The sequence below is a fragment of the Enterococcus sp. AZ091 genome, from assembly GCF_051714805.1.
In the GTDB taxonomy this organism is placed as follows: Bacteria; Bacillota; Bacilli; order Lactobacillales; family Enterococcaceae; genus Enterococcus_D; species Enterococcus_D gallinarum.
This window is the reverse complement of sequence record NZ_JBIOSO010000002.1, coordinates 751,767-774,674: the sequence shown is the minus strand read 5'-3', so window position 1 is coordinate 774,674 and position 22,908 is coordinate 751,767. Positions and strand designations below refer to the sequence as shown.

The 22,908-nt window shown below is 40.4% G+C and carries 23 protein-coding genes; 15 read left to right on the top strand and 8 right to left on the bottom strand.

Going from position 1 to position 22,908, the window contains the following annotated elements:
* Positions 1–87: 87 nt before the first annotated feature.
* Entirely contained in the window at positions 88–960 is an 873-nt protein-coding gene (locus tag IGJ28_RS16025; RefSeq protein ID WP_081131638.1) for a helix-turn-helix domain-containing protein, read from the top strand.
* Positions 961–1,164: 204 nt separating this feature from the next.
* Positions 1,165–2,619 (top strand): helix-turn-helix domain-containing protein, encoded by a 1,455-nt coding sequence (locus tag IGJ28_RS16020; protein WP_438845486.1) that lies wholly within the window; start codon positions 1,165–1,167, stop codon positions 2,617–2,619.
* A 1-nt stretch (position 2,620) separates the two neighbouring features.
* Here the strand turns inward: IGJ28_RS16020 and IGJ28_RS16015 are convergent, their stop codons facing one another.
* Both IGJ28_RS16015 and IGJ28_RS16010 read right to left on the bottom strand, forming a co-directional pair.
* Positions 2,621–5,185, bottom strand: a complete 2,565-nt coding sequence (locus IGJ28_RS16015) for an HAD-IC family P-type ATPase (RefSeq protein ID WP_438845485.1) — start codon at positions 5,183–5,185, stop codon at positions 2,621–2,623.
* 124 nt (positions 5,186–5,309) lie between these two features.
* A complete protein-coding gene (locus IGJ28_RS16010; protein ID WP_252711436.1) occupies positions 5,310–6,470 on the bottom strand; it encodes a glycerate kinase family protein in 1,161 nt (386 codons plus the stop codon).
* 184 nt (positions 6,471–6,654) lie between these two features.
* Between IGJ28_RS16010 and IGJ28_RS16005 the strand changes: the two genes are divergently transcribed.
* The 4 genes from IGJ28_RS16005 to IGJ28_RS15990 are packed head-to-tail and all read left to right on the top strand — an operon-like array spanning position 6,655 to position 9,732.
* A complete protein-coding gene (locus tag IGJ28_RS16005; protein ID WP_138372072.1) occupies positions 6,655–7,848 on the top strand; it encodes a helix-turn-helix domain-containing protein in 1,194 nt (397 codons plus the stop codon).
* Complete coding sequence (locus IGJ28_RS16000; RefSeq protein WP_003126159.1) at positions 7,845–8,066, top strand: PLD nuclease N-terminal domain-containing protein; 222 nt, start codon at positions 7,845–7,847, stop codon at positions 8,064–8,066. The genes IGJ28_RS16005 and IGJ28_RS16000 overlap by 4 nt, the downstream gene beginning before the upstream one ends.
* A complete protein-coding gene (locus IGJ28_RS15995; RefSeq protein WP_252711437.1) occupies positions 8,063–8,971 on the top strand; it encodes an ABC transporter ATP-binding protein in 909 nt (302 codons plus the stop codon). Before IGJ28_RS16000 ends, IGJ28_RS15995 begins: the two co-directional genes overlap by 4 nt.
* Positions 8,968–9,732, top strand: coding sequence for an ABC transporter permease subunit (locus IGJ28_RS15990; protein WP_142976723.1), 765 nt, complete (start codon positions 8,968–8,970; stop codon positions 9,730–9,732). Before IGJ28_RS15995 ends, IGJ28_RS15990 begins: the two co-directional genes overlap by 4 nt.
* 163 nt (positions 9,733–9,895) lie before the next feature.
* On the opposite strand, the gene IGJ28_RS15985 is transcribed toward IGJ28_RS15990, so the two are convergent.
* The 5 genes from IGJ28_RS15985 to IGJ28_RS15965 form a co-directional block, all read right to left on the bottom strand.
* The gene (locus IGJ28_RS15985; protein ID WP_138372073.1) at positions 9,896–10,537 is read right to left on the bottom strand and encodes a YitT family protein; all 642 of its coding nucleotides are present in this window, start codon (positions 10,535–10,537) and stop codon (positions 9,896–9,898) included.
* 168 nt (positions 10,538–10,705) lie between these two features.
* The gene (locus IGJ28_RS15980; RefSeq protein WP_438845552.1) at positions 10,706–11,254 is read right to left on the bottom strand and encodes an NAD(P)H-binding protein; all 549 of its coding nucleotides are present in this window, start codon (positions 11,252–11,254) and stop codon (positions 10,706–10,708) included.
* Between the two features lie 100 nt (positions 11,255–11,354).
* Positions 11,355–11,747 carry a MerR family transcriptional regulator gene (locus IGJ28_RS15975; protein WP_003126151.1) on the bottom strand — a complete coding sequence of 131 codons (393 nt, stop codon included), beginning with the start codon at positions 11,745–11,747 and terminating at the stop codon, positions 11,355–11,357.
* Positions 11,748–11,789: 42 nt separating this feature from the next.
* Positions 11,790–12,770 carry an aldo/keto reductase gene (locus tag IGJ28_RS15970; protein ID WP_021149965.1) on the bottom strand — a complete coding sequence of 327 codons (981 nt, stop codon included), beginning with the start codon at positions 12,768–12,770 and terminating at the stop codon, positions 11,790–11,792.
* 67 nt (positions 12,771–12,837) lie between these two features.
* The gene (locus IGJ28_RS15965; protein WP_103299642.1) at positions 12,838–13,740 is read right to left on the bottom strand and encodes an Rgg/GadR/MutR family transcriptional regulator; all 903 of its coding nucleotides are present in this window, start codon (positions 13,738–13,740) and stop codon (positions 12,838–12,840) included.
* A 101-nt stretch (positions 13,741–13,841) separates the two neighbouring features.
* On the opposite strand from IGJ28_RS15965, the gene IGJ28_RS15960 reads away from it, so the two are divergent.
* Together IGJ28_RS15960 and IGJ28_RS15955 are read left to right on the top strand one after the other, a co-directional pair.
* Complete coding sequence (locus tag IGJ28_RS15960) at positions 13,842–15,455, top strand: ABC transporter ATP-binding protein (RefSeq protein WP_252711438.1); 1,614 nt, start codon at positions 13,842–13,844, stop codon at positions 15,453–15,455.
* 160 nt (positions 15,456–15,615) lie between these two features.
* On the top strand, positions 15,616–16,257 hold the full coding sequence (locus tag IGJ28_RS15955; protein WP_113849554.1) for an HD domain-containing protein: 642 nt from the start codon (positions 15,616–15,618) through the stop codon (positions 16,255–16,257).
* Between the two features lie 22 nt (positions 16,258–16,279).
* Here IGJ28_RS15955 and IGJ28_RS15950 read toward each other — a convergent pair whose 3' ends face one another.
* Positions 16,280–16,726 (bottom strand): DUF305 domain-containing protein, encoded by a 447-nt coding sequence (locus tag IGJ28_RS15950; protein ID WP_252711439.1) that lies wholly within the window; start codon positions 16,724–16,726, stop codon positions 16,280–16,282.
* A 310-nt stretch (positions 16,727–17,036) separates the two neighbouring features.
* On the opposite strand from IGJ28_RS15950, the gene IGJ28_RS15945 reads away from it, so the two are divergent.
* From IGJ28_RS15945 to IGJ28_RS15915, 7 genes are all read left to right on the top strand, one after another.
* Entirely contained in the window at positions 17,037–18,101 is a 1,065-nt protein-coding gene (locus IGJ28_RS15945) for an ABC transporter permease (protein ID WP_208774085.1), read from the top strand.
* 10 nt (positions 18,102–18,111) lie between these two features.
* On the top strand, positions 18,112–18,801 hold the full coding sequence (locus IGJ28_RS15940) for an ABC transporter ATP-binding protein (RefSeq protein WP_003126143.1): 690 nt from the start codon (positions 18,112–18,114) through the stop codon (positions 18,799–18,801).
* Between the two features lie 34 nt (positions 18,802–18,835).
* Positions 18,836–20,323 (top strand): phytoene desaturase family protein, encoded by a 1,488-nt coding sequence (locus IGJ28_RS15935; RefSeq protein WP_252711440.1) that lies wholly within the window; start codon positions 18,836–18,838, stop codon positions 20,321–20,323.
* Complete coding sequence (locus IGJ28_RS15930) at positions 20,313–21,203, top strand: phytoene/squalene synthase family protein (RefSeq protein ID WP_252711441.1); 891 nt, start codon at positions 20,313–20,315, stop codon at positions 21,201–21,203. Before IGJ28_RS15935 ends, IGJ28_RS15930 begins: the two co-directional genes overlap by 11 nt.
* Positions 21,193–21,741 (top strand): TetR/AcrR family transcriptional regulator, encoded by a 549-nt coding sequence (locus tag IGJ28_RS15925; RefSeq protein ID WP_005471088.1) that lies wholly within the window; start codon positions 21,193–21,195, stop codon positions 21,739–21,741. The genes IGJ28_RS15930 and IGJ28_RS15925 overlap by 11 nt, the downstream gene beginning before the upstream one ends.
* Positions 21,742–21,787: 46 nt before the next feature.
* Positions 21,788–22,036, top strand: a complete 249-nt coding sequence (locus IGJ28_RS15920; protein WP_081131649.1) for a hypothetical protein — start codon at positions 21,788–21,790, stop codon at positions 22,034–22,036.
* Between the two features lie 201 nt (positions 22,037–22,237).
* Entirely contained in the window at positions 22,238–22,816 is a 579-nt protein-coding gene (locus tag IGJ28_RS15915) for a TMEM175 family protein (RefSeq protein ID WP_081131650.1), read from the top strand.
* Positions 22,817–22,908: the final 92 nt, after the last annotated feature.

Sequence of the window (22,908 nt, the reverse complement as noted above, 5' to 3'; positions counted from 1 at the left end):
TCATACCTATCGTAAAAAAGCATTAATTATCAAAAAACCTTCCAATAAAAGATGTATTCTACATACAAGGAGGCAGTGAGGTGATTTATGGATTATACAAAAGACATTCAACTGGCATTACTCTACATTGAAAATAATTTGACTGGCGATCTCTCCTCAAAAGAAATTGCAAAAAAAGCCGGCATGTCAGAATTTCATTTTCAGCGTGTATTTAAAAAACAACTGGGCATGGGAGTATATAAATATCTTCAAAAAAGACGTATGGCCCATGCTTCCCTACTACTTTTGAAGAGCGAATTGAAGATTATCGAAATTGCTCTGATCAGCGGTTTTTCCTCACAAGAGGCGTTTTCCAGAGTTTTTAAGTCCTATTATCAACTCCCTCCTCGACAATATAGAATCCAATTTAAAAACTTTTTTAGGGGGAATCAAAAAATGAGTGAGACAAAAATAAATGGCTGGTTGCTTTCTGGAAATAATTTTGACAAATATGAAGTGACAATTGATCAAATGAATTTTCATAGTGGAAATCAGTCAGTAAAAATGAGCCAAACAGAGAGCTTATACACAGAGAATTTTGCAACTGTTATGCAACAAGTGAGTGCAAAAAATTACATTAATCAACGTGTGCGATTAAGCGCATACCTAAAATCAGAATCAATTGAAGGTTGGGGAGGAATTTGGTTGAGAATTGATGGCAAGAATTTTGAACAATTAGCGTTCGATAATATGCAGAATCGTCCAGTAACAGGCACAAATGATTGGAATTATTATTCTTCTGTCTTAGATGTCTCACAGGAAGCTGAAGTTTTAAATTTTGGGTTTTTGTTGCAGGGAAAAGGCACTTTGTGGGCTGATGATTTTTGTTTAGAAATCGTTCCCAATGATATTCAAACAACCGAATTTAATAGTGAACAGTATTACCCAACGGAACCCCAAAACTTGTCGTTTTCGGAATAAGAATAGTTAATAAATGAGCTACAGTAGAATTCAAGATGCCACAAGACCTTATGGAATACTACTGTGCTTGAATGATCCAAGCAAAAATCCTGCTCCCCTCCTTTTCTTATACGAAAAAGAAATAGCATTCTGAATCAATGCGAGGTAAAATAAAAGAAAACTTTTTACCAATCAGCTTATTCTGAATCGGAGAGGAAGCTTTCTATGGATACAATGATGAAAAGTATCATTACAGAAAAAGATTTATTACGGCAGATCCTGCTTCTCGAAGAGTTATCCAATCACAAAACGATTACGGCAAAGGCATTGGCTGCTTCGATTCAAACTACAGAGCGGACTGTCTTTACAGATATTCAGTATATTCGAGAGCAATTGCCTGACGGATGGGAAATCGAAGCGACAAGTAATGGCTTTTCTTTACTTAAAAAAGATTCCCAACTAACCAATCAATTATGGGAAAGCTTCTTGCCGCTTTCAATTGGCGCTATGTTGATCAAACAGTTATTCTTTGCAAAAGGAATCTCAACACAATCTTTCTTGCATGACAGTGGTATCTCTTTTGAAACATTGAAACGTCATGTTACAAAAATCAACCGTGGCATTAAACCATACAGTATTCGAATTCAGTTGAACGCCAAGCAAGCCAAACTGTCAGGTAGTGAGATCAGCATTCGAGTTTTCTTCCATCGTCTGCTGCTGCCTTTTACCCACAATAATTATTTCTTTGAAGATTATGCTATTCATGAATCACATTATCTTATCTTTTTACAGTCACTGAAACGTCAAGAGTTGGACGTTCTTTCTGAAGAAATTTTTGGCACTTGCTGGTTCTTCATCAATACAATCCGAATCAAAGCCAATTGTCGGGTCAATGCACTCGCTTTTGATCCTTTAGATCCGCTTTTTTTACAATATCAGCAGTCGCTCCAGCAAGTTTATCAAAAAGAAGGCGTCTATTTGAATCAGGAGGAGTGTTTCTTTAGTTTCTATTGTTTTCTGGAAAGTTGGAATTACAACAATCAGTGGACAAGCAAAATTGCTGTCACACTAGATGCCTATCAGGAAATCAAACAATCCGTCCAGCGATTTGTTCAAGAACTTGGGCAAGAATTGGCGATTCCCCTACTTTCTGAAACCCAGTTAGCGGACAATTTGCTGCTTTTGGTCTTAAAATTCAATGAATCCGCAAAACTGTCTGAACAATTTCAATTAGAGTATCAAGAAATGATGCACATTCGTCAACACAACTATCAAGCAATTTTTGAACGATTACGGAAATTTATCTTAGATCCAAAATTTGCCATTGTAACCGATGAACCTAAGTATATCTTGAATATGGCTTCACTCCTCGTACAACAAGCTGTGCTTCAGGCACGACCAGTAACGACCCGAGCTTTCTTCTTCTTTCAAGGAGAACCAGCATGGAAAGTTTTCTTGCAACAGGAAATAAGTGATTATTTGGGTTCTAGGATCGAATTAGTCCCAGTCGAACCAGCTGAATTCGCAGGGATGACTACTCGAAATGACGACTTCATTATTTCGAACGTCCCTTTGGATGATCCCAAATTACCAGTCTTCTATCTTTCAATGCTGCTAACTAAAAATGAGCTCAATCAATTGACTGAGCTCATCCAAACATATTATCTGATCAACCAATGACTTAGCTTAGTTCATTGGTTGTTTTTGTATTTTGCCGATTGGCGCGCCGCTTCATTAGATGCTTTTCAACTTCAACCACCGCAAAGAGTAAGAAGCCATTTGCTGCGATACTAAGATGCTGTACAAGCGTCAATGTAGTTGTCCCAATCAGTTGCTGCGCAACTGGCAACACCAGAACCATTCCTTGCAAGATCACCAAGATTCCTAGAGAAATGAACAGTGCCCGATTTTGGAACATACTCTTGTTCAATGCTGGCTCTAAAAGCTCTCGACAATTCAACATGTATACTGCTTGTCCTAATACGATGTTCTGCAGGAGAATCGTTTGCTGGACTGCTTGCCCTTCAAATTGCATGGACAAAAAGTAAGCAGGAATCATGATCAGTAGAGAAACATAGACGATTCGGAACATGCTGTACATGGAAAGAATTCCTTCATTGACTGGACGTGGCGGCCGATCCATCACATCTTTACTCGCTTTTTCGAATCCTAGTGCATAAGACAATGTAATTGTTGTTACCATATTGACCCAGAGGATCTGAACTGGAGTCAAAGGTAATGGACGATTTAACAAGAGAGCAAAAATGACAATCAATCCTTGCGCTAATGCTGTTGGCAAAAAGAAGTTGATAGTTTTTTTCAGATTGTCAAAGATCCGTCGCCCTTCTTTGACTGCATTCGCGATTGTATGGAAGTTATCATCTGCCAAAACCATATCGGCTGCTTGCTTGCTTACTTCACTTCCTTTGATCCCCATAGCGATCCCGATATCTGCTTTTTTCAATGCGGGAGCATCATTGACACCGTCTCCGGTCATGCCTACGATCTCACCATTATTTTGTAGAGCGGTCACAATTCGTAGCTTGTGCTCTGGCGTTGTCCGAGCAAAAACATCCACGTGATTGACTTGCTGTGCCAACTCCTCATCGGTCATTTGGTCGATATCTAATCCTTCAAGAACTTTCTTCGTATGTTTCAACCCGACTTGCTCGCCGATGGCTTGCGCCGTTTCTTTGTGGTCTCCTGTGATCATTTTGACTCTGATCCCCGCTTGTAAGGACTCTCTCACTGCTTTGATTGCACTGTCTTTTGGCGGATCAATGATTCCTGCAAGACCTATGAAGACTAAATCAGTGACTTCTTCATGAGCAACTTGACTGGATGCTGGAACTGTCTTGTATGCGAACCCTAAGACCCGCTGTCCTTTCTGTGCTAGCTCAGAAGCCGCTTGCTGCCAATAGGATACTTGATCTTCTGATAGCTGACTTTTATTTAGCAAAACTTCTGGAGCGCCTTTTACATATAAGATTGATTGATCCTCTTGCAAAGGATGCAAAGTTGCCATGTACTTGTAAGTAGAGCTAAAAGGAATTTTTGCTGCAACTTGTTGCAAGGGTAATTCCTGAGTCTCCACAAACTGCAGCAGCGCCCGCTCAGTAGGATTACCTTGCAAATCTGCTGCCCGCTGAGAACTATCTTGTTTCAGATCTTGACAATTTGCCATGATATCGTACATGAGCGCTTGCTCTTTTTCGGTTACAGTGACAGTATCTACAACGGTCATTTCATTTTTTGTCAACGTTCCTGTTTTGTCCGAACAAATGACTGTCATTGCACCAAGCGTTTCCACCGACGGCATCGTCTTGATGATTGCTTGCTGATCTGCCATTTCTTTGACACCCATTGACAAAATCATGGTTAAAACAGCTGGTAATCCTTCCGGAACCATTGCTACGATTAACGCGATCACTGAGGAAAACAACACGTTTAGTTCTAGAACATACCGGAATGCGGTAAAGAAAATTAAGAAGAGAATCAGCGCGACAATACCGCGAAAAATCTGCTTGTTCAACTGATGCATTTTCTTTACCAACGGTGTCTCTTGTGATTTCACTGACTGCAAAGCTTGATTGATCTTACCGATTTCTGTCTCGTCGCCAGTTGCTACTACCACACCGATAGCTGACCCACTTTGAACAAGTGTACCAGAGAAGACCATGTTCTTTTGATCTCCAATAATACTGTTTTCTGTGATGACGTGTTCTGTTTTCTTGACTGGCTCAGATTCTCCAGTTAAGATCGACTCTTCTACGACCAATCCATGATTTTCGATCAATCGCATATCCGCTGGTACGACATCGCCCGCCTTCAATGAGACTAAATCTCCTTGAACGATCGACTCTGCGGCAACAGTTTGCTGCAGTCCTTCCACAATGACTACGGCTTCTTGGCCCATCATTTGTTTTAAGCCGTCCAAAGATTCTTCCGCTTTTCGTTCCTGCCAGTAACCCACAATGCCGTTGATGATAACAACTAGAAGAATGATGCCACTTTCTACATAATCACCTGTAACAGCCTTTAAAGCTGCAGCAACCATCAACACGATCATCAACAGATCCGTAAAATGTTTTGCGATTTTTTGCCAAGTTTTGATTTGAACTTTTTCTGCAATGCGATTTGCACCATCTGCTTCTAACCGTGCCTGACGTTCTTTATTTGAAAGTCCCTGACGATCGGACTGTAGCTGCTTCATCAATTGTTCTTTTGAAATTTGATACCACTTCATTGTCATTCCCCCTAATGTCTTTTTAGCTTTCGCTTGTCTATAAGTATAGGGGGGATTCTTAAAAATAAACGGTCGATTATTTCAGTCTAATATGAAAAAAATGCCCATTAAAAAAAACGTTCTATTAGAAAGATCCATTTCCTCCACCATCACCATGATTCGCTCTTGTGATTTTTTCATGAAACATCGCGATAGCCTGTGCGGTTTCTGCCATATTTGCGAGCGTTACACTTTTTTTCATTGCTTCATCAAGGAGAAGTGGGCCTGGTTGAATACTGAAAATACCAGCAAAATACTGACCGATCTCTCCTAGATCAGGCTCCCTTTGCCCACACAATGCAACAACTGGAATAGCATGGGGCTGTGCGATTTTGGCCACACCTAATGGCACTTTTCCGGCTGCAGTTTGACGGTCAAAACGGCCTTCACCGGTGATGATCAACGTAGCATCACTGATTCTAGTCTCTAATTTCAACAGTTTCGCAATGGTCATAAATCCAGAACAGATCTGTCCCCCTAGTAAGACCATCGCACCGCCGATACCTCCAGCAGCACCCGTTCCAGCGATCCCATTTAAATCAATTTGGTATTCTTGCTGCACGAAATACGCTACTTTTTTTGCTTGCTGCTCCAATACCTGTACCGTTTGAGGTAAAGCACCTTTCTGAGGTCCGAAAGTAGTTGCAAATCCTTCAGCTCCAGTATAAGGATTAGTTACATCTGCTAAAACCAACAGTTCGATACCAGAAAGCAGTTTCTGCACTGCTGTTATCGAAAAATAATTTATGGTCAACAAAGGATTGCGCGCATCTGCCGCAGGTTGATACATTAGTTCCGCACCTAATGCTTCCAGTAAACCCAGTCCGCCATCTGTTGTTGCACTGCCACCTAACGTTACATAGATCTGTGCTACTTTTTCATTGATTGCATCTGCGATCAAAAGACCTAGCCCGTAGGAACTAGCCTGTCTGGTTGTTTGATCTGAAGGATCAAGTAATTGGATACCGATGATTGCTGCACATTCAATAATCGCTATTCGCTTTTGATTGATTGTTGTCAGTAAATACGTAACTACTCGTTCTTCTCCTAGGGGACCGACACTTGTTACGGATTTATAATGTCCTCCATAGGCAGCAAATAACGCAGCCATTGTTCCTTCTCCACCATCTGCGATGGGGATTGATTCTTTTTCCCATTGTACTGGAAACCCTTTAAGTGCTGCCTGATTTAATTCTTCCGAGGTAGCACTCCCTTTAAATGAGTCAATCATTGCTATCACTTTCATATCGAACCCTCACCTCGTTTTCTTTCATTAAACACTGAAATACGTCTTACAACAAGAAAAAAGAGTGTTGCTACTCTTTATCAACCCATGGTTAACTTTATCAATCAAAAGTTAACTTGTTCTCCATTGTGCTCCTCTCTTTCCTGTTCTACAATAAAGCTAGCCAATTCAATGGAGGTGCGTCATGGAATTACCAATTGGACAGGAAATAGCTAAGAGAAGAAAGGACAAACAAATCACTCAAACAGAGCTAGCTGATTTTATGAGTGTTTCTAAGGCCTCGGTTTCTAAATGGGAGACGGGCCAATCTTATCCAGATATTACCTTGTTGCCACTCTTGGCTGCTTTCTTTGATTGCAGCGTCGATGATCTTTTAGTGATCAATTCTCAGCTAACAACTCAAGAAATCAAGCGGATTTACCAGTTGTTGAAAGACTCGTTTGAAACTAAATCCGCTGATGACGTGTTACTTATGCTGAGAGGATTCATTCGCCGTTATTATTCCTGCTATCCATTTCTGCTGCAGATGGGACTTTTTTATCTGAATCATTGGGATCTGTTGCCTATTCCAGCTCAAGTTACTAGGACAGAACAAGTACCAAATAATGAGAAAACTGTTGAGGATCAACGAAAGTATTACTTACAAGAGGCGGTTAAATTATTTGAATTAGTCAAAACTAACGGTTCCGCTGACCTCCTGCAACAAGCTAGCTATTATGAAGCCTATTCAATGCTTATGCTTGGTCAGGCAGAGGACGTTTTAGGTGTATTAGGAAATAAGACACCCGTTTTCTTGCCTGTGGAATCTTTGATTGCAGCTGCGCACCAACAAATGGCAGATGGCTCAGCCGCAGAAACTGTTCTTCAAAGTGCCATTTATCAATATGTCACAGTTTTACTCAGTCTGTTGACTAACTACACGCTTTTGCTGACCAAAAAACCCCAAGCTATGGAAGCAACTTACCAACGAGGGCTGGCCTTTTGTGAAACATTTGACTTATCCAGACTACATCCAGTCATTATGCTCAATTTTTTGGCTGCCTGTTTGACCACTTTTGCTGTACAAGGCAATAGTGCCCGCTTGCTTTGCGCTTTGACTCGTTATGTCTCATTGCTGGAAAAAACAGAAGATCCTTATCTCCTTCATGGTGATGCGTACTTTGATCAGATCGAAAGTTGGATTGATGAGTTGGAACTTGGAAATCAGATGCCCCGTAGTTCTAATATGGTAAAAAAACAATTGACAGGGCTGATTCTTGAATCACCCCTATTGCAGCCCTTCAAAGATCAACAATCATTTACAGAATTATTCCAGCGCTTGCAAGCAGTAGCCGCCCATACTGCAGATGACACTCATGGAAAGGAGGAAACACGATGATGACCACGAGCATTCCAGAAAATATTGGTGACTATCTACCCATTCTGATCCCATTAGCACTTTTGCAATTCGGGTTGATACTTGTTGCTGTTTTAGATATCGTTAAACAGAAACACTTTAAATTCGGCAACCGCACGTTATGGATACTTGTTTCTTGTTTGATTAGTATTATCGGACCAATTTTGTATTTCACTTTTGGGAAAGGAGAAAAAGAATGAACGTCATTGAGATCAATCAATTATCTAAGTCTTTTGGCGAAAGAAAAATTCTAGATGCCATTTCTTTTGTCGTTCCCAAAGGGAGTGTTGTCGGCTTTGTCGGGGAAAATGGTGCTGGTAAAACAACAACGATGAAGCTGATTTTAGGCTTGCTAAAGTCAGATAGTGGGCAGATCACGGTCTGCGATGAGCCAGTTGTCTATGGAAATGCTCAAACAAACCGTAAGATAGGCTACTTACCGGATGTTCCCCAATTCTATTCTTTCATGACCGCAACAGAATACCTGCATTTTTGCGGAAAAATAAGCGGTCTTGGCAAACAGCTGACTAGCCGAATTGATGAGATTCTTCAGCTGGTCAATCTTGAAAAAAATACCAAAAAAATCAGCAGCTACTCACGGGGGATGAGGCAACGGCTGGGTCTAGCACAAGCTTTATTGTCAAAACCAGAAATATTGATTTGTGATGAGCCGACTTCTGCGCTGGACCCGCTGGGACGCAAAGCCTTTCTAGATCTTTTACTTGCCATCAAACAAGAAACAACAGTTCTTTTTTCTTCACATATTTTATCGGATGTTGAACAAATTTCGGATTACGTGGCGATTTTACATCAGGGAAAGATCAAACTCTTTGGTGAAATAGAGGAATTAAAGACACAATTTCGCCAAGAAGATTATCTTCTTCAATTTGCCAGCTCACAAGAAACAGAGCATTTCTGTCAGCTCGCGAAAGGTGCGGCGATTAATTGGACGAGGGAAAAACATCAACTGATTATTCCAGAAAATCAAACTTTTCAACAAGGCCAAAAAGTGCTGCAACTCATGGCTGAAAATGAATTGGTCCCCTTACTCTTCCAAAAAAATGAATCCTCGCTAGAAAAAATCTATTTGGAGGTAGTTAAATGACGCAGCTAACAGTTTTTTTAAGAAAAGAAGTATTAGGCGGCTGGCGGAATAAAAAGATCATCATTTGTGGAGTGATTTTTCTGATGGTGGGCATGCTCTCGCCTTTTCTGGCAAAAATAATGCCGGATATCTTTTCTTCCATGGTGACAGATGGGATCCAAATCACTGTTTCCACGCCGACATCTGTCGATTCGTGGATGCAATTTTATGGCAACATCGGTTCATTGGGTCTCTTGGTTTTTGTGATACTCTTTGCGGATACGATTTGTGCGGAAATTGAGCAAGGAACTCTGATCAATCTAATCACAAAGGGATTGCCAAGACAAACGATTCTTTTAGCAAAAACACTTTATCTTTATTTCCTTTGGACACTTTTCTATGCTGCCGCTTTTCTCATTTGTCTTCTTTATACAAGAATTTATTTCAATGACTCTTTGACCCATCATCTTATCAGTGCGGGTTTTAGTTATTGGTTATTTGGGCTATTGTCAATCAGCTTACTGCTGTTAAGCTCCGCATTTGCTAAAAATGTTTACCAAGTCTTACTCTTTTTAGCTGCTTTTTATGGTATTGGCGTATTGGGCAGTCTCTTTGAATCTCTCCAAAAGATCAATCCTTATTCATTGTCCAGCCAGACAATTGCTTATATTCAAGGAAATTCAGAGCTGATGGACTTCTTACCAGCTGTTCTGATAGCTGTAGTCGGATCGTTTCTGTCATTAATCATTGGTCGTTCGATTTTTCAAAAAAGAAAGCTTTAGACTAATTTGATTATTTCTGGGAAGTAGTAAATAACAGCCTCTCTGACAATTGATGTCAGAGAGGCTGTTATTTTGAATAAGTGATATTTTTTAGTCCCGACAGTAATCTCAATCTCTCTTCGCGAACGCGATTATCAACAAAGGGAATCGAAGAGAGGTTCCCTCATCCAGCCGTTCTTTTTTCTTTGACAGGAGCGGATGCAAGTGTGGACTCCTTTGCTTCCTTTCTTTTGACAAATTGACGCTGCCCTTTGAGCAAGATACTCATAAAGAAAGCAATGAGATAGATCGAGCAAGCAGAAATGATCGCTTCTCTCAGTCCAAAGACCAGAAAGTTCAAAACAATGATCGTTGTATTGGTCAAGAAGATCCCGACTGCTTTTTTTATGCCGAAATATTTTTCAAAAATCAACGGTGGGATCGTGACTCCCCCATTGGATGCACCGATACAGTAAAGGGAAAATATCCCTAAGCTAAAGAAGAAGCTTCCTAGAATCAAAGAGGCTGGGTAAAATTCCCAAACCATCCATTCAGGAATCCATGCTAACATGACAGGAAACAACAGGCTTCCAAAGACGGTATTGATAAAGACTTTCCGCTCTAAAAAAAGAAACGCTAGTCCTAACATAATCAAGTTGATTCCCCAGACAATCAGATGGCGATCAATGGCTAATCCTGTTTCTATAAGATACCCGATTGAGCCCACCCCGGCCGAGGCAATGCTGTGAGGTAAAAGAAAGAAGTTCAATGCAATACAGATCCATAACACCCCTAATGAAATCAAGCCTATTCGTTTGATAGTCATCCACCTGTTTCCTTTCTGTATTTCAATCTATCGATCTTCTTGATATTGCTGCCATTTTAACAAAAAAAGCAGCAGAAAGAAGAGTCAAATTTTTCATGTCGCTATGAAAAATTTGACTCTTCTGGTAATCGCTAAAACGACAACCTTTATTTAATTCAACGGATTTTTTTATAACAAATGATTCGAAATAGACAAAGTTCTCTTAGCCAAGAAAGTTGGCTGCTCACTGATTTGCGCAAGTAGATCTGCTACTTGTAATTCGACTTCTCTTAGCTGATTGTCCTTGCTCGTTTCCAGATCAGATTCAGGTGAACACTCATGCAAAAAAGCAGGAAGATGCAAAATCGTATAGTCACACATCGCTTCTTCAATCATCCGAATAGATAATGTCATTTGACTGCTTCGAGCTTTCTTGTGCGTCGTTTTTGTTTCCGGAATTTGATCTGACAGGAAGCTTTCCTCTGGTTTCACCAGGCAAACGATTCGGGTTAAGTCAAGTAGTTTCATCGCTTCTATGATTCGCCAGGTGACTTGTGGCTCAGGCATCTCACAAAGGCAAACGATTTCACAACCAATCATTCCTCGCAAGATCCTGCCTAGATCTAGTAAATCACCTTGAAACATGCTTTCTCGTTGAGGATCAAGCAATGTCGTCTGATTCTTTTTTGGCACGTACAAAACAAGCGTCTCGTCTCTCGCTAATAATTGTTTTCTGATAACAGAAGAAGATCTTGGGTACCGAAAATCATTACTTTTGTCATACGATTCCTTTCCTATTTCGGCTGTATCCTAAAAGGGATTGCGTGTAATTGCAAAATTAATTCGTAAACGTTTCTTTGCGTAACCGAGCTTCAGCAGGAATGATGTGGTCATCATAATGTTCCAATTTGTATTCCAATCGTTCTACCGCTTCTGTCATGGTTGCAATTCGTTCATGCAACGCTGCGATTTGCTCTGCTAGCAATTGTTTTCTTTGAGGAACTGTCTGACTCCCTTCACGAAATAACGCCAAATAGGTTGACAAAGCCTCAATCGAAAGTCCTGCTTTTCTCATCTTACTGGTAAACTCGATCCACTTGAGATCTTCTTCATCAAAGACTCGAACACCATGAGCATTGCGTTTGACTGGTGGTAGAAGGGCAATCTTTTCATAGTAGCGGATCGTATCTGCAGAAAGACCGCTAAGTTCACTTATTTTTTTGATATTCACATAGATTCCTCCTGCTATTCCTACGATATTTCTCTAGTAAAATCAATTGGCGCCTACAACCGCATGCGGAAGATAAGGTTCTTCTAAGTAAGCAACTTCTTCTGTGGATAGCTTCAACTCAATGGCTGGCAAAGCATCCAGTAAATGACTTTCTTTTGTCGCCCCAATGATTGGTGCCACGACTGATTCTTTTTGCAATAGCCATGCCAAGGCCACTTGTGCTCGTTTGACTTGACGTGTCTCAGCAATCTCTGCCACACGGCGAACGATCAATTGATCTTGTTCTTTAGTCTGATCATATTTTGATTGTGCTGTTTTATCTGTCGCAAAACGTTTCGTTTGTGCATCCCAATCACGAGTCAAACGACCGGCAGCTAATGGACTGTAGGGTGTGACCGCAATTTTTTGATCATCACAAAGGGGGAGCATTTCCCGCTCTTCTTCTCGATACAATAAATTCAAATGATTTTGCATGGAAACAAATTTGGTCCAGCCATGTTTATCTGCAACCGCCTGTGCTTTGGCAAATTGCCAAGCGTACATTGCTGAAGCACCAATATAGCGAACTTTCCCTGTTTTCACTAAATCGTGAAGTGCTTCCATCGTTTCTTCGATCGGTGTTGTATAATCCCAGCGATGAATAATGTAGAGGTCTACATAATCCATTTGTAATCGTTCTAAACTTTGTTCAATTTCAAAAAAGATCGCTTTGCGTGAAAGCCCACCGCTATTGGGGGCTTTTTTCATTTTAGAATAGAGCTTGGTTGCGACGACGATTTCATCTCGTGGGGCAAAATCATTCAACGCTTTTCCCAATATTTCTTCGCTGGCACCATAGGAATAGATATTCGCTGTGTCAAAAAAATTGATTCCTAGATCAAGGGCTTTTTTGATGACTTCTCGACTTTCCGTTTCTTCCAATACCCATTCATGAAAGCCGCTTTTCGGATCACCAAAGCCCATTGCCCCTAAACAAAGGGGGGAGACTTCTAATCCAGTATGTCCAAATTTTACATAATCCATTGTCGGTCCTCCTTAAGATTGATACTTCTAGCATACGCCTTCGAGTGAACTCCAAGTCAACCCCTTTTTAATAATTAAAAAAATTCAGATTGATCGTCAGCTCACGATAATTCGTATCTTGATAATTTTCCCGCCAATTCTTGGCCCGCTTCTCAAAATAGTGTTCGGTTTCCTTCTGATAAAAAATTCTCGCTAAAGAAATTGCTTGGTCAAAGCATCCATTGCCCTGTTCTGGTTGTTTTTCCAGATAAAAAAGAATTCCTTGGTTAAAAATATAGGTGATTCTGGGGCGCAATAAAATTGTGCGTTCGTCCAGACTCTGCCGATACAGTTTCTGGATCTTTCTGGCTGCTGGAAGATTGCGGTGAAACACATATTTAGAAAAAAAGTTCTCCAACAGATCATAATAAAGGGCATTGGTTTGCGGAACACTTTGGTACAGCTTGGCTTTTTTCAAAATGCTTTTCAGTAATAGATCCATCTGTTCTGTGTCCAATGCAAAGGTAAAAATACTGATCAAACGCAACTCCATCTCACCCCAATTATTGACTTGCTGGAGATAGCTGAGTACTTTTTGAGAATGAATGAATGGACGATTATTTCCTGCATTGAGTACATCTTCAATGAAACAGCCTAAAAACTGCGGCCAATCATACGGACTCTGACTTTCAGCAAAAAAACGTTGTGCCAACGAACGAGCCGCCTCTTCTTGATTCGTATTAAGATACTCCTGCATCTGCTCGATAGACTTTTCAAAACGGTCTTTAAAAGTCTGTTTCCCAACAAATTGAAACTCCTCGATCGTCACATTGATATTTTGCAAGCATGTAAAAAACTGATCGACTGTCAACATTGATTTTCCATTTTCAAAACGTGAAAGTTGTGCACTTGATATCCCTTGCTGACATGCTTCCTTCAAAGTAATCCCTTTTTCTAAACGCAGTTTCTTAAATGTCGCTCCATAGTCCATTCACAGCACCTCTTTACATATATGTAATTATTCCTTCGCTTTTACTTTACCCTTTTACAATAAAGGTATCAAGAAAGGTAATAAGAAAGGAGCAAAAAATAATGAAAAAGGTGTTATTGGTACATTGGAAAAATCAGGGGGTCGTCCTGCTTTTAATGGCAGGAGTCGCACTTTCACAAACGATAGCCAGCTTGCAAAATGTGCAGGTTCTAAACAGTCTCATCCAATTCGATCAAAAAGGATTTATCCAAGGTGTTGTAGGGATGGTCTTAGCCTATAGTTGTTTTCTGATGTTTATTTATCTGCAAATCCGTTATACAGCCTATACATCTCAGAAGATGTCCCTTTATTTGCGAGATCAATTATTGACTCGGCTACGATACAGTGATTATCAGACATTCCACAAAGTTACCGTAGGCAACTATGCATCAAAATTGAGTAACGATATAACCATGATCGAAACAGATGGCTTCGCCAATATCTATCAGGTCATGCAAGGTGTATTGTCTTCACTATTTGCCGTTATCGCATTAGCCCAATTTCATTGGTCATTGATCGTGCTCACCTTAGGTCAGTCCTGTTTGTTGCTTTTGTTGCCGAAAATCTTCCAAAAAAAGATGAAACAATCTGCTGTCGCTACCGCTCAGGCAAATGAAGCTTTTTTGAGTAAAACCAACGAACTGTTAGCTGGATTTGATACTTTCCTAAATTTCCAGCGTCTTGATTTTCTTAAAAATAAACTCTTGGGTTCCGCACAAAGGATCCAGTCTTCAAAGCTAAAACAAGCACAAGTGATGGCTGCTGTCTCTGTAACTGGCGGAATTGGCAATGTGACTGGTCAATTGAGTGTCTTAGGTTTTACTGGCTACTTGGCTTTTCTGCAAATCGTTCCCATCGGAGCGATTACAGCAACAGGAAATCTTGCTTCGACAATCTTTAATACATTAGGAAATATCAGTTCCTATCTGTCAAAAATACAAGGCACATTCCCTTTATTCGATGCATTGGCTTATGAGAAGCCAGCGCATGAGATTTCGCTACCCAGCAAAAAAACAAACGATGCAAAAGATCTTGTGTTGGCACAAGCTTCTTATTGTTATCAAACGACCGATGGAAAACCGCAACGAATGTTGTTCAATCTCTCAACCACTTTTAAAGCTGGACAAAAGTATGCCATCGTGGGGGAAAGCGGCTCAGGCAAGTCAACATTATTCAGTTTGTTGACTGGACGGCGCAAAGACTATAGCGGATCGATCCGCTTGGGAGAAACGGAAATAAAAGAATTCCCTTTAGAAGAATTGCAAGACAATGTGACAGTTATTGATCAACGTCCCTTTGTCTATCAAGCATCGATTCGCGAGAATCTGACATTAGGACAATTTTTTCCCGATGAAGAAATCGAGCAAGCGCTAAAAAAAGCGGAACTCTTTGCAGTTATTGAACAACTACCTGAGCAGTTAGACACAGTTCTTACCGAAACAGGTGGTAATCTTTCAGGGGGACAATTGCAGCGTCTTGCACTAGCTAGAGGCTTCCTATGGAAAAAACCTATTTTGTTAGTTGATGAAGGAACCTCTAATCTTGATCAAGAAAATGCTAAAAAGATCGAGAAATTACTGTTGCAACAACCGCAAACCGTCCTGTTTATTACCCACCACCTTCGAGACGAAATCGTCCAAAAGTTAGATGGTGTTCTCTCACTTACCCCCTCCTAGCAAATTGATCGCGATGACTCTTTTATCAATAGGTCCTATTTGCTAAACTGAAAGTAGCTGATTCAACAAAAATCAATGCTTTGATTCTTAATAAAGCATTGACTTTTGTTGTGATGACTTTTTGTCTGCTAAACAAGAAATGAGCCAATGGAGGTTTTTGATGGTCAACCCACAGCTAATGCATTATTTAGAAACAACAATCATTCCACAATACAAGCAATTAGACACAAGTCACTCCCCTGAGCACGTCTATCAAGTGCTCGAAAACAGTATAGAAATCGCTGCCCCATTATCGGTTGACTTAGACATTGTCTCTACTGTTGCTGTCTTTCATGATCTTGGTCTATTAAAAGGACGAAAAAATCATGAACGCGCTTCAAGATCTATGGTAGAATCAGATGCTTTTTTGGCGGATTACTTTACCAAAGAACAGCGTAAAATAATCGGAGAAGCCGTCGAAGATCATCGTGCTTCCCTCTCCTATGAGCCACGATCCATCTATGGCAAAATCATTTCAGAAGCTGATCGTGATCTTGATTTTTATCGGATTCTCGAACGCACGATTTACTTTGCCATCGAAAAAAAGAGTCTTTCTGATCCTGATAATCTTTGCCAAGAGGCATTTGAATACATTCAGCAAAAATACGGTCCCCACCATCACTTGACCTTTTGGCTCGGCTATTCAAAAAATATCGCAGGCTTAGCAGAGATCCATGAAATGCTCACAGATCCGATCAAATTTAACAGCGCTTTTTCTGATTGCTATGAACAACGAATGAAAAAAGCCGACTTCTTGAGCTAAGACGTCAAGATCCGGCTTTGTTTCATTTTTCTAGTCGTTCGATCATTTCTTTCATCTTTTCAATTTCTTCTTTTTGAGTTTGGATAATATCATCCGCTAGTTCTTTGACCTCAGGATCTTTGATGGCAGCATTGGTACTGGTTAAAATGGCAATCGAATGATGAGGAATCATTGCTTTCATCCATTTCAAATCATCAACAGCCGTTTGGGAGCGCACCATGAAAAGTGAACCACAGAATACGAGTACACTGACAGCTAAAATCGCTAGATTCCATTTCTTATTTTCGTACATTTTCCACATAAATAAGAGCATGATCATCGCCATCACGGCCCCCATCATCAACGCCATAAATAATCGAGTCTGACTATAAAAGATATGATCCCATTGAAAAACATTCAGGTACATCATCCCAAACATCACGACCGTCGATACTAAAATCATCACACCAAAACGCACATACTGTTTCATTTCTATCTCCTCTTTCCATAAAAATATCCACTATTAGTCTATCAGGATTGAGTGTTCCTACTCAAACGAAACGCTTAATTGTGATTAGGAGACGAAGCATTGTTCACTCTTGCAAGTTTTTTCCTGGTTCCTCTATGGATTGCCAGGTATCAGGATTTTTGTTCTATCGCTTTTCCTAGGCTTTTTTTCAGCTTTTCTGTCAGATCTTTGCAGGAAGGAAGAATCCATGCCAAAGCAATAAATTTTGCAGCTGAATAAGAATGTGGTAACTTGATTTTATCACATGATAAAATTTCTAGGAGGAAGTTGTATGTTTTTAGCAATAAATGAAATCCGCCATTCTAAATTGCGGTATGCACTGGTTACCGGTGTCATGTTTTTGATCGCTTACTTAGTTTTTTTCTTGACCGGGCTAGCCTATGGTCTTGCCCAAGAAAACCGAACTGCTGTCGATAAATGGTCGGCATCAGAGATTTTATTAGCCGAGGAAGCGAATAACAATTTGAATATGTCCATGATCCCTCGTAATCTCTATGATGAAGTCAAAGCAGATGAGAAAGCTGTATTGGCTCAAACTGCGGGTGTGATCACCAAGGAATCCGGTGGTGAAAAAGTTGATGTCAGCTTTTTTGGGATCGAACCAGATCAATTCTTGGCTCCTAAACTCACGGAAGGCGAACTTTTCGCGAACGACGATGAGGCAGTTGCTGACAGCAGTTTGAAAGAGGAATACGACATTAAGATCGGCGATACCGTCAAATTAGCCGGCAATGAAAAGAAACTGAAGATCGTCGGCTTTACAGAAAATGCTCGCTTCAATGTCGCACCTGTTCTCTACACGACGATTGGTGCCTATCAAGAAATTCGCTTTGAAACAAAAGATACCAGCGATAAAGCCCGCATCAATGCCATCGTTACGCGAGGAACAGTTGAAGAAGTACCGGATGAATTAACAGCAACCAAAATTAGTGATTTCATCAATGAATTGCCTGGTTATAGTGCTCAAGTGCTAACCTTTGGGTTTATGATCGGCTTCTTGATCGTCATTGCTGCCATCGTTATTGGGATCTTTATTTATGTCTTGACTATGCAGAAATCTGATATTTTTGGTGTCATGAAGGCACAAGGAATTTCTAGTCGTTACATCGCATTTTCTGTCATCGCACAAACTTTCCTTTTAGCAACGGTGGGCGTATTGGTAGGATTAGCGGCGACGATCGGAACGGCGTTGGTCTTGCCGCAAGCTGTGCCCTTTCAAGTAAACAGCCTCTTTTTTGCAGGTATTAGTGTATTGATGATTTTGATTGCGATTGTCGGTGCTTTCTTCTCAGTAAGAACGATTGTTAAGATTGACCCATTGAAAGCTATTGGATAGGAGGATAAAAATGAGTGCCATTGAATTTAAAGATGTGAAGAAAACCTTCAAAGATGGAGATACGATGATTGAGGCTTTGAAAGAGACAAACTTTTCCGTTGAAAAAGGAGAATTTGTCGCCATCATTGGACCCTCTGGTTCAGGTAAAAGTACTTTTTTAACTATTGCGGGAGGATTACAAGCACCTACAGCTGGTGAAGTTTTGATCAACGATCAGCCTTTTAGTGACCAGAAAGAAAAAAATCGGGCCAAATTACGATTCAAAGAGATCGGTTTTATTCTTCAAGCTTCCAATCTTGTCCCATTCTTGACCGTTAAAAAGCAACTGAAACTAGTCGACAAAGTCAGCAAAGAGAATAAAACCCAATCTGCCCAAGATTTATTTACCCAATTAGGAATCGATAAATTGCAAAACAAATACCCTGAAGATCTCTCCGGTGGGGAACGTCAACGGGTGGCGATCGCTAGAGCTTTGTATCATGACCCAACAATTATTTTGGCGGATGAACCAACAGCCAGTCTGGATTCCGAAAAAGCCTATGAAGTAGTCAAAATTCTTGCGCAAGAAACAAAGGAAAAAAATAAAGCGACGATTATGGTGACCCATGATACCCGACTAACTGATTATTGTGATCGGGTGCTTGTAATGGAAGACGGTGTCTTAAAGGAAAAAGAACACACAAAAACACAACACGATTAATCTGAAGCCAAGAAATATTTGATAAGGAGTTCTCATGAAAAAAATTATCGTTGTCGGCGGCGGTGTCGCAGGACTATCCGCCGCTGTCAGATTGCAACAAGCAGGTTATGCGGTCACACTATACGAAAAAGAAATCCAGCCCGATGGCAAAATGAACCAAATCAAGCAAGCTGGTTTTACATTTGATGTCGGCCCGACCATTGTTATGATGCCGGAGATTTATCGCGAGATTTTTCAACTATGCGGTGTCGATCCAGATGACTATATCCCGATGGAAAAGGTTGATCCTATGCTGCAGCTCTACTTTGCTGATGAAGCACCTCTCACCTTTTCCAATGATCTGATTGAACTCACTAAAACTTTAGAAGGGATTTCTGAAGAAGATGCCCAAGGTTATTTCGCCTTTCTGGCAGATATTTATAAACGCTACGTGATTGCAAAAGAAGCTTTCATCACTAAATCGTTTCGAGGATTCTGGGATTTTTATAATCCTCAATCCCTTTGGGCAGGAATGAAATTGAAAACATTCAACGATGCCTACACTTCGATCTCAAAGTTTGTTAAAGATGACCGCTTGCGCAAGTCGCTAGCCTTTCAAACATTGTATATCGGGGTTTCTCCCTATCAAGGGCCCTCTCTTTATACGATCATCCCTATGATCGAGTTGTTCTATGGCGTCTATTTCATCAAAGGCGGTATGTATACATTAGCGACTTCGCTGGCTCGCTTATTTGAAGAATTAGGCGGCGTGATTCATTATGACTCACCGATCGAAGAACTGATCATTGAAAACAAGCGAGCAACAGGGATTCGTCTAAATGGGCACATCCATTCAGCAGATGCGATTGTCTGTGCGGCTGATTTTCCTTATGCGATGCAAGAATTGATTCCTAATGAAAAAAATCGGGGCAAATACACCAATAAAAAAATCAGCCGAATGGCCTATTCTTGTTCGTGTTTTCTCTTGTACCTAGGGCTGGATAAAAAATATGAAGCCAATGGCTTGCATAGCATCTACTTTGCCGAAGACTTCAAAAAAAATGTCGATGACCTTTTTGAGTCTGGTGTTTTGCCAGAAGATCCTTCCTTTTATCTCTATCGTCCCACATTGAAAGATGCCTCACTAGCACCCGAGGGTCACGAAGGCTTGTATGTGTTGGTGCCAGTTCCCGAGCTGTCTAAGTTTAATGATTGGCAACCTAATACAATCACGAATTACCGCAACAAAATTATCCACACGCTAAAAGAAAAAACGATTTTCAATGATATCGATGAGCATATCGTTTTTGAAACCTACTATACACCACAAGATTTCAAAGACCACTACAACGCTTATAACGGGGCGACTTTCGGATTGAAACCGACATTATCTCAAAGCAATTACTATCGTCCTCATAATAAGTTTGCTTACGCAGAAGGTTTGTATTTTTGTGGCAGCAGCACTCACCCAGGAGCCGGTGTTCCAATCGTGATGCAAAGTGCAAAGCTTGCCGTAGAGGAGTTACTAAAAGATGATCAATAAGGAAAGCACGCTTTTTGAACGATATAAGGAAGACTTTGCTTATTGCGAGCAAATCATCAAAAAACATTCGAAAAGTTTCTACAGTGCTTTTTCGCAATTACCCTCAGAAAAAGCACGTTCCGTATTTGCCGTCTATGCCTTTTGTCGGCAAGCAGATGATGCCATCGATCGTTATCAAGACATCGTTAAATTAAATGAACTAGAACACGGGTTACGACAAATGGCTTGCGGAAAGGTTCTGGATGCCCCTTTATGGCGGGCTCTTTCTGTTGTCTTTGAGAAATATGATTTACAGTTCCAACCATTTTATGATATGCTCGCAGGACAGAGGATGGATCTAAATTTTCAGCCACCTGAAACGGAGGCTGATTTGAGTAGCTACAGCTACTTTGTTGCTGGAAGTGTCGGGTTGATGTTGCTGCCGATTTTATCTAGTCAGGCAGGCAAGATCCAAGAACCGGCCAAGAAGCTAGGGGAAGCTATGCAGCGAACGAATATTCTCCGGGATATTGGGGAAGATCTTGCGATGAATCGAATTTATTTACCAAAAGAAACGATGCAGCGGTTTGAGATTACCATTCAACACCTCAGACAAAAAAAGGTCACTGAATCCTTTATCCAGCTTTGGGAGTTTGAAGCTCTGCTAGCAGAAAAACTGTACGATGAAGCCTTGTCCATGATGCCTCAGATCGATGAAGACTGCCAGGAAGCGCTTATGGCTGCTTTATTGATCTATCGCGAACTATTGACGGTCATTCGTGAGAAAAATTACCAGGTTTTTCTCAAAAAAAATGCTGTCTCTATCCAAAGAAAAGCTTTTTTATTACGTTCTGTAAAACAGCAGATAAAAACCAACCGGAGTGAAAATAATGCAAGATGAGATTTTAGACGTGGCTGAACAGTTGTTCATGCAACAAGGGTATAAAGGAACTTCAACAAGACAAATCGCGGAGTTGTTAGGCATTACTCAGCCTAATTTGTATTATCATTTCAAAAGAAAAGAAGATATTTATTACGGTGTTCTTGCGCGGTTAGCGATAGATGTATCTGAAAACTTATATCAGATCGTTAATGATCCCAATGACTCCTTAGCAGAGAAACTGCAACGGATGGCTCGATTTCTGCAAAAACGTCACCCTTTCAATTTCTACTTAATGATGGATGATATCAAACATACCGTCTCTGAAGAAACCGCCAGAAAACTCTACTTGATTTGGAAAGAAAACTATCAGCAACCATTTATTCGCCTTTTTCAAACAAGTGAACTACGATTACGAAACGAACTTTCCTATCAGTTTATTGTCAGCCAAATGTTTATTCTCATTGCTTCATACTTAGATTCAGCAGAGAAAGAAACTGAACTCTATCAGGCCATTGATTTATTTTTATATGGTGTTTTAGATAAAGAGTCTAACTAGACAAACGTATCCACTCATTCTTGATTACTAAATAAGGAGGAAGAATATGCCAGAATATACTGACTTGACTGCGTCTGCTGCTATCGTCAACGCCTTTATCACAAAATACAATCAGCTCAAATCAACTTATCCAGAAGCGGTGATTGAACTTTGTGACGACCAAGGGCATCAAATCACTGAGGTCAAAAAAATCAACAGCGAATTGATCGAATTGATCATCGACGATAGCCAAGGACCAAAATTTCGTTACATCCACCCTTCTCAATTTGATTTGACATTCACTGTCAAACAATAATCCATTAGGACGATGAAATAAGATACTGCTAATGCTTCTCGCAATGAGAAGTTTCAGACACAAAGGCATACTCACCGTTGCCTTTTGAGTTAGCTTTGATCTTATATCACTGTCCTTTTTTTATTGCAATTCTCTTTGATAGACGAATCGTATCTATTGACGTAAACTAACACTGATTTACTATTCTGAAAGGAGCATGTTATGTCAAAGAACCGAATCGAGGCCTTTACAGATGCAGTGATTGCTATCGTGATGACTTTGCTGGTCTTAGAACTTCACCAACCAAAAAACGATACCTTTCAAGCGTTTCTAGGCATCGAACATCAGTTTATCATTTATTTGATCAGTTTTGTGATGCTGGCCATTTATTGGAACAATCATCATCATCTCTTTCAAGTTGCAGAACATATTGATGGATGGACATTATGGGCCAATCATTTGCTGATACTCTCGTTGTCGCTTTTTCCTTTTGTTACTTCGTGGGTCAGTCAATACCCGCTGTCCCTCGCTCCTCAAATGCTCTATGGTGCTGTGATTTTCTTGACTGATTTTAGCTATTATTTGTTAGGACGAGCATTAAGCCGGGAAAGCCAAAATAATCCAACCATTAGGAAACTATTTCAACGCTATCAGAAATTAACCTTTACTCTTTTTGTCAACATTGTGGCATTGCTCCTTGGCTGGTTGATTCATCCGCTTTTTGTGATCAGTCTCGATAGTCTCGTTCTACTTCTTTGGGTGATTCCCGAAAAGAAAGCCGAACGCTACCTGAATCAATAATCAATGAAAACGACTGCTTGATATCCCCCTCGACAATCCATTCACTTGTTGTTCGTCTTCTTACCTGTCGAATAAAACAAAAATCATCCAAC

Excerpts from the sequence above, each read along its gene's own strand:
- IGJ28_RS16025 (WP_081131638.1), top strand. The coding sequence starts at position 88 with ATGGATTATACAAAAGACATTCAACTGGCATTACTCTACATTGAAAAT.
- IGJ28_RS16020 (WP_438845486.1), top strand. The coding sequence starts at position 1,165 with ATGGATACAATGATGAAAAGTATCATTACAGAAAAAGATTTATTACGG.
- IGJ28_RS16015 (WP_438845485.1), bottom strand. The coding sequence starts at position 5,185 with ATGAAGTGGTATCAAATTTCAAAAGAACAATTGATGAAGCAGCTACAG.
- IGJ28_RS16010 (WP_252711436.1), bottom strand. The coding sequence starts at position 6,470 with ATGAAAGTGATAGCAATGATTGACTCATTTAAAGGGAGTGCTACCTCG.
- IGJ28_RS16005 (WP_138372072.1), top strand. The coding sequence starts at position 6,655 with ATGGAATTACCAATTGGACAGGAAATAGCTAAGAGAAGAAAGGACAAA.
- IGJ28_RS16000 (WP_003126159.1), top strand. The coding sequence starts at position 7,845 with ATGATGACCACGAGCATTCCAGAAAATATTGGTGACTATCTACCCATT.
- IGJ28_RS15995 (WP_252711437.1), top strand. The coding sequence starts at position 8,063 with ATGAACGTCATTGAGATCAATCAATTATCTAAGTCTTTTGGCGAAAGA.
- IGJ28_RS15990 (WP_142976723.1), top strand. The coding sequence starts at position 8,968 with ATGACGCAGCTAACAGTTTTTTTAAGAAAAGAAGTATTAGGCGGCTGG.
- IGJ28_RS15985 (WP_138372073.1), bottom strand. The coding sequence starts at position 10,537 with ATGACTATCAAACGAATAGGCTTGATTTCATTAGGGGTGTTATGGATC.
- IGJ28_RS15970 (WP_021149965.1), bottom strand. The coding sequence starts at position 12,770 with ATGGATTATGTAAAATTTGGACATACTGGATTAGAAGTCTCCCCCCTT.
- IGJ28_RS15965 (WP_103299642.1), bottom strand. The coding sequence starts at position 13,740 with ATGGACTATGGAGCGACATTTAAGAAACTGCGTTTAGAAAAAGGGATT.
- IGJ28_RS15960 (WP_252711438.1), top strand. The coding sequence starts at position 13,842 with ATGAAAAAGGTGTTATTGGTACATTGGAAAAATCAGGGGGTCGTCCTG.
- IGJ28_RS15955 (WP_113849554.1), top strand. The coding sequence starts at position 15,616 with ATGGTCAACCCACAGCTAATGCATTATTTAGAAACAACAATCATTCCA.
- IGJ28_RS15950 (WP_252711439.1), bottom strand. The coding sequence starts at position 16,726 with ATGAAACAGTATGTGCGTTTTGGTGTGATGATTTTAGTATCGACGGTC.
- IGJ28_RS15945 (WP_208774085.1), top strand. The coding sequence starts at position 17,037 with ATGTTTTTAGCAATAAATGAAATCCGCCATTCTAAATTGCGGTATGCA.
- IGJ28_RS15940 (WP_003126143.1), top strand. The coding sequence starts at position 18,112 with ATGAGTGCCATTGAATTTAAAGATGTGAAGAAAACCTTCAAAGATGGA.
- IGJ28_RS15935 (WP_252711440.1), top strand. The coding sequence starts at position 18,836 with ATGAAAAAAATTATCGTTGTCGGCGGCGGTGTCGCAGGACTATCCGCC.
- IGJ28_RS15930 (WP_252711441.1), top strand. The coding sequence starts at position 20,313 with ATGATCAATAAGGAAAGCACGCTTTTTGAACGATATAAGGAAGACTTT.
- IGJ28_RS15925 (WP_005471088.1), top strand. The coding sequence starts at position 21,193 with ATGCAAGATGAGATTTTAGACGTGGCTGAACAGTTGTTCATGCAACAA.
- IGJ28_RS15920 (WP_081131649.1), top strand. The coding sequence starts at position 21,788 with ATGCCAGAATATACTGACTTGACTGCGTCTGCTGCTATCGTCAACGCC.
- IGJ28_RS15915 (WP_081131650.1), top strand. The coding sequence starts at position 22,238 with ATGTCAAAGAACCGAATCGAGGCCTTTACAGATGCAGTGATTGCTATC.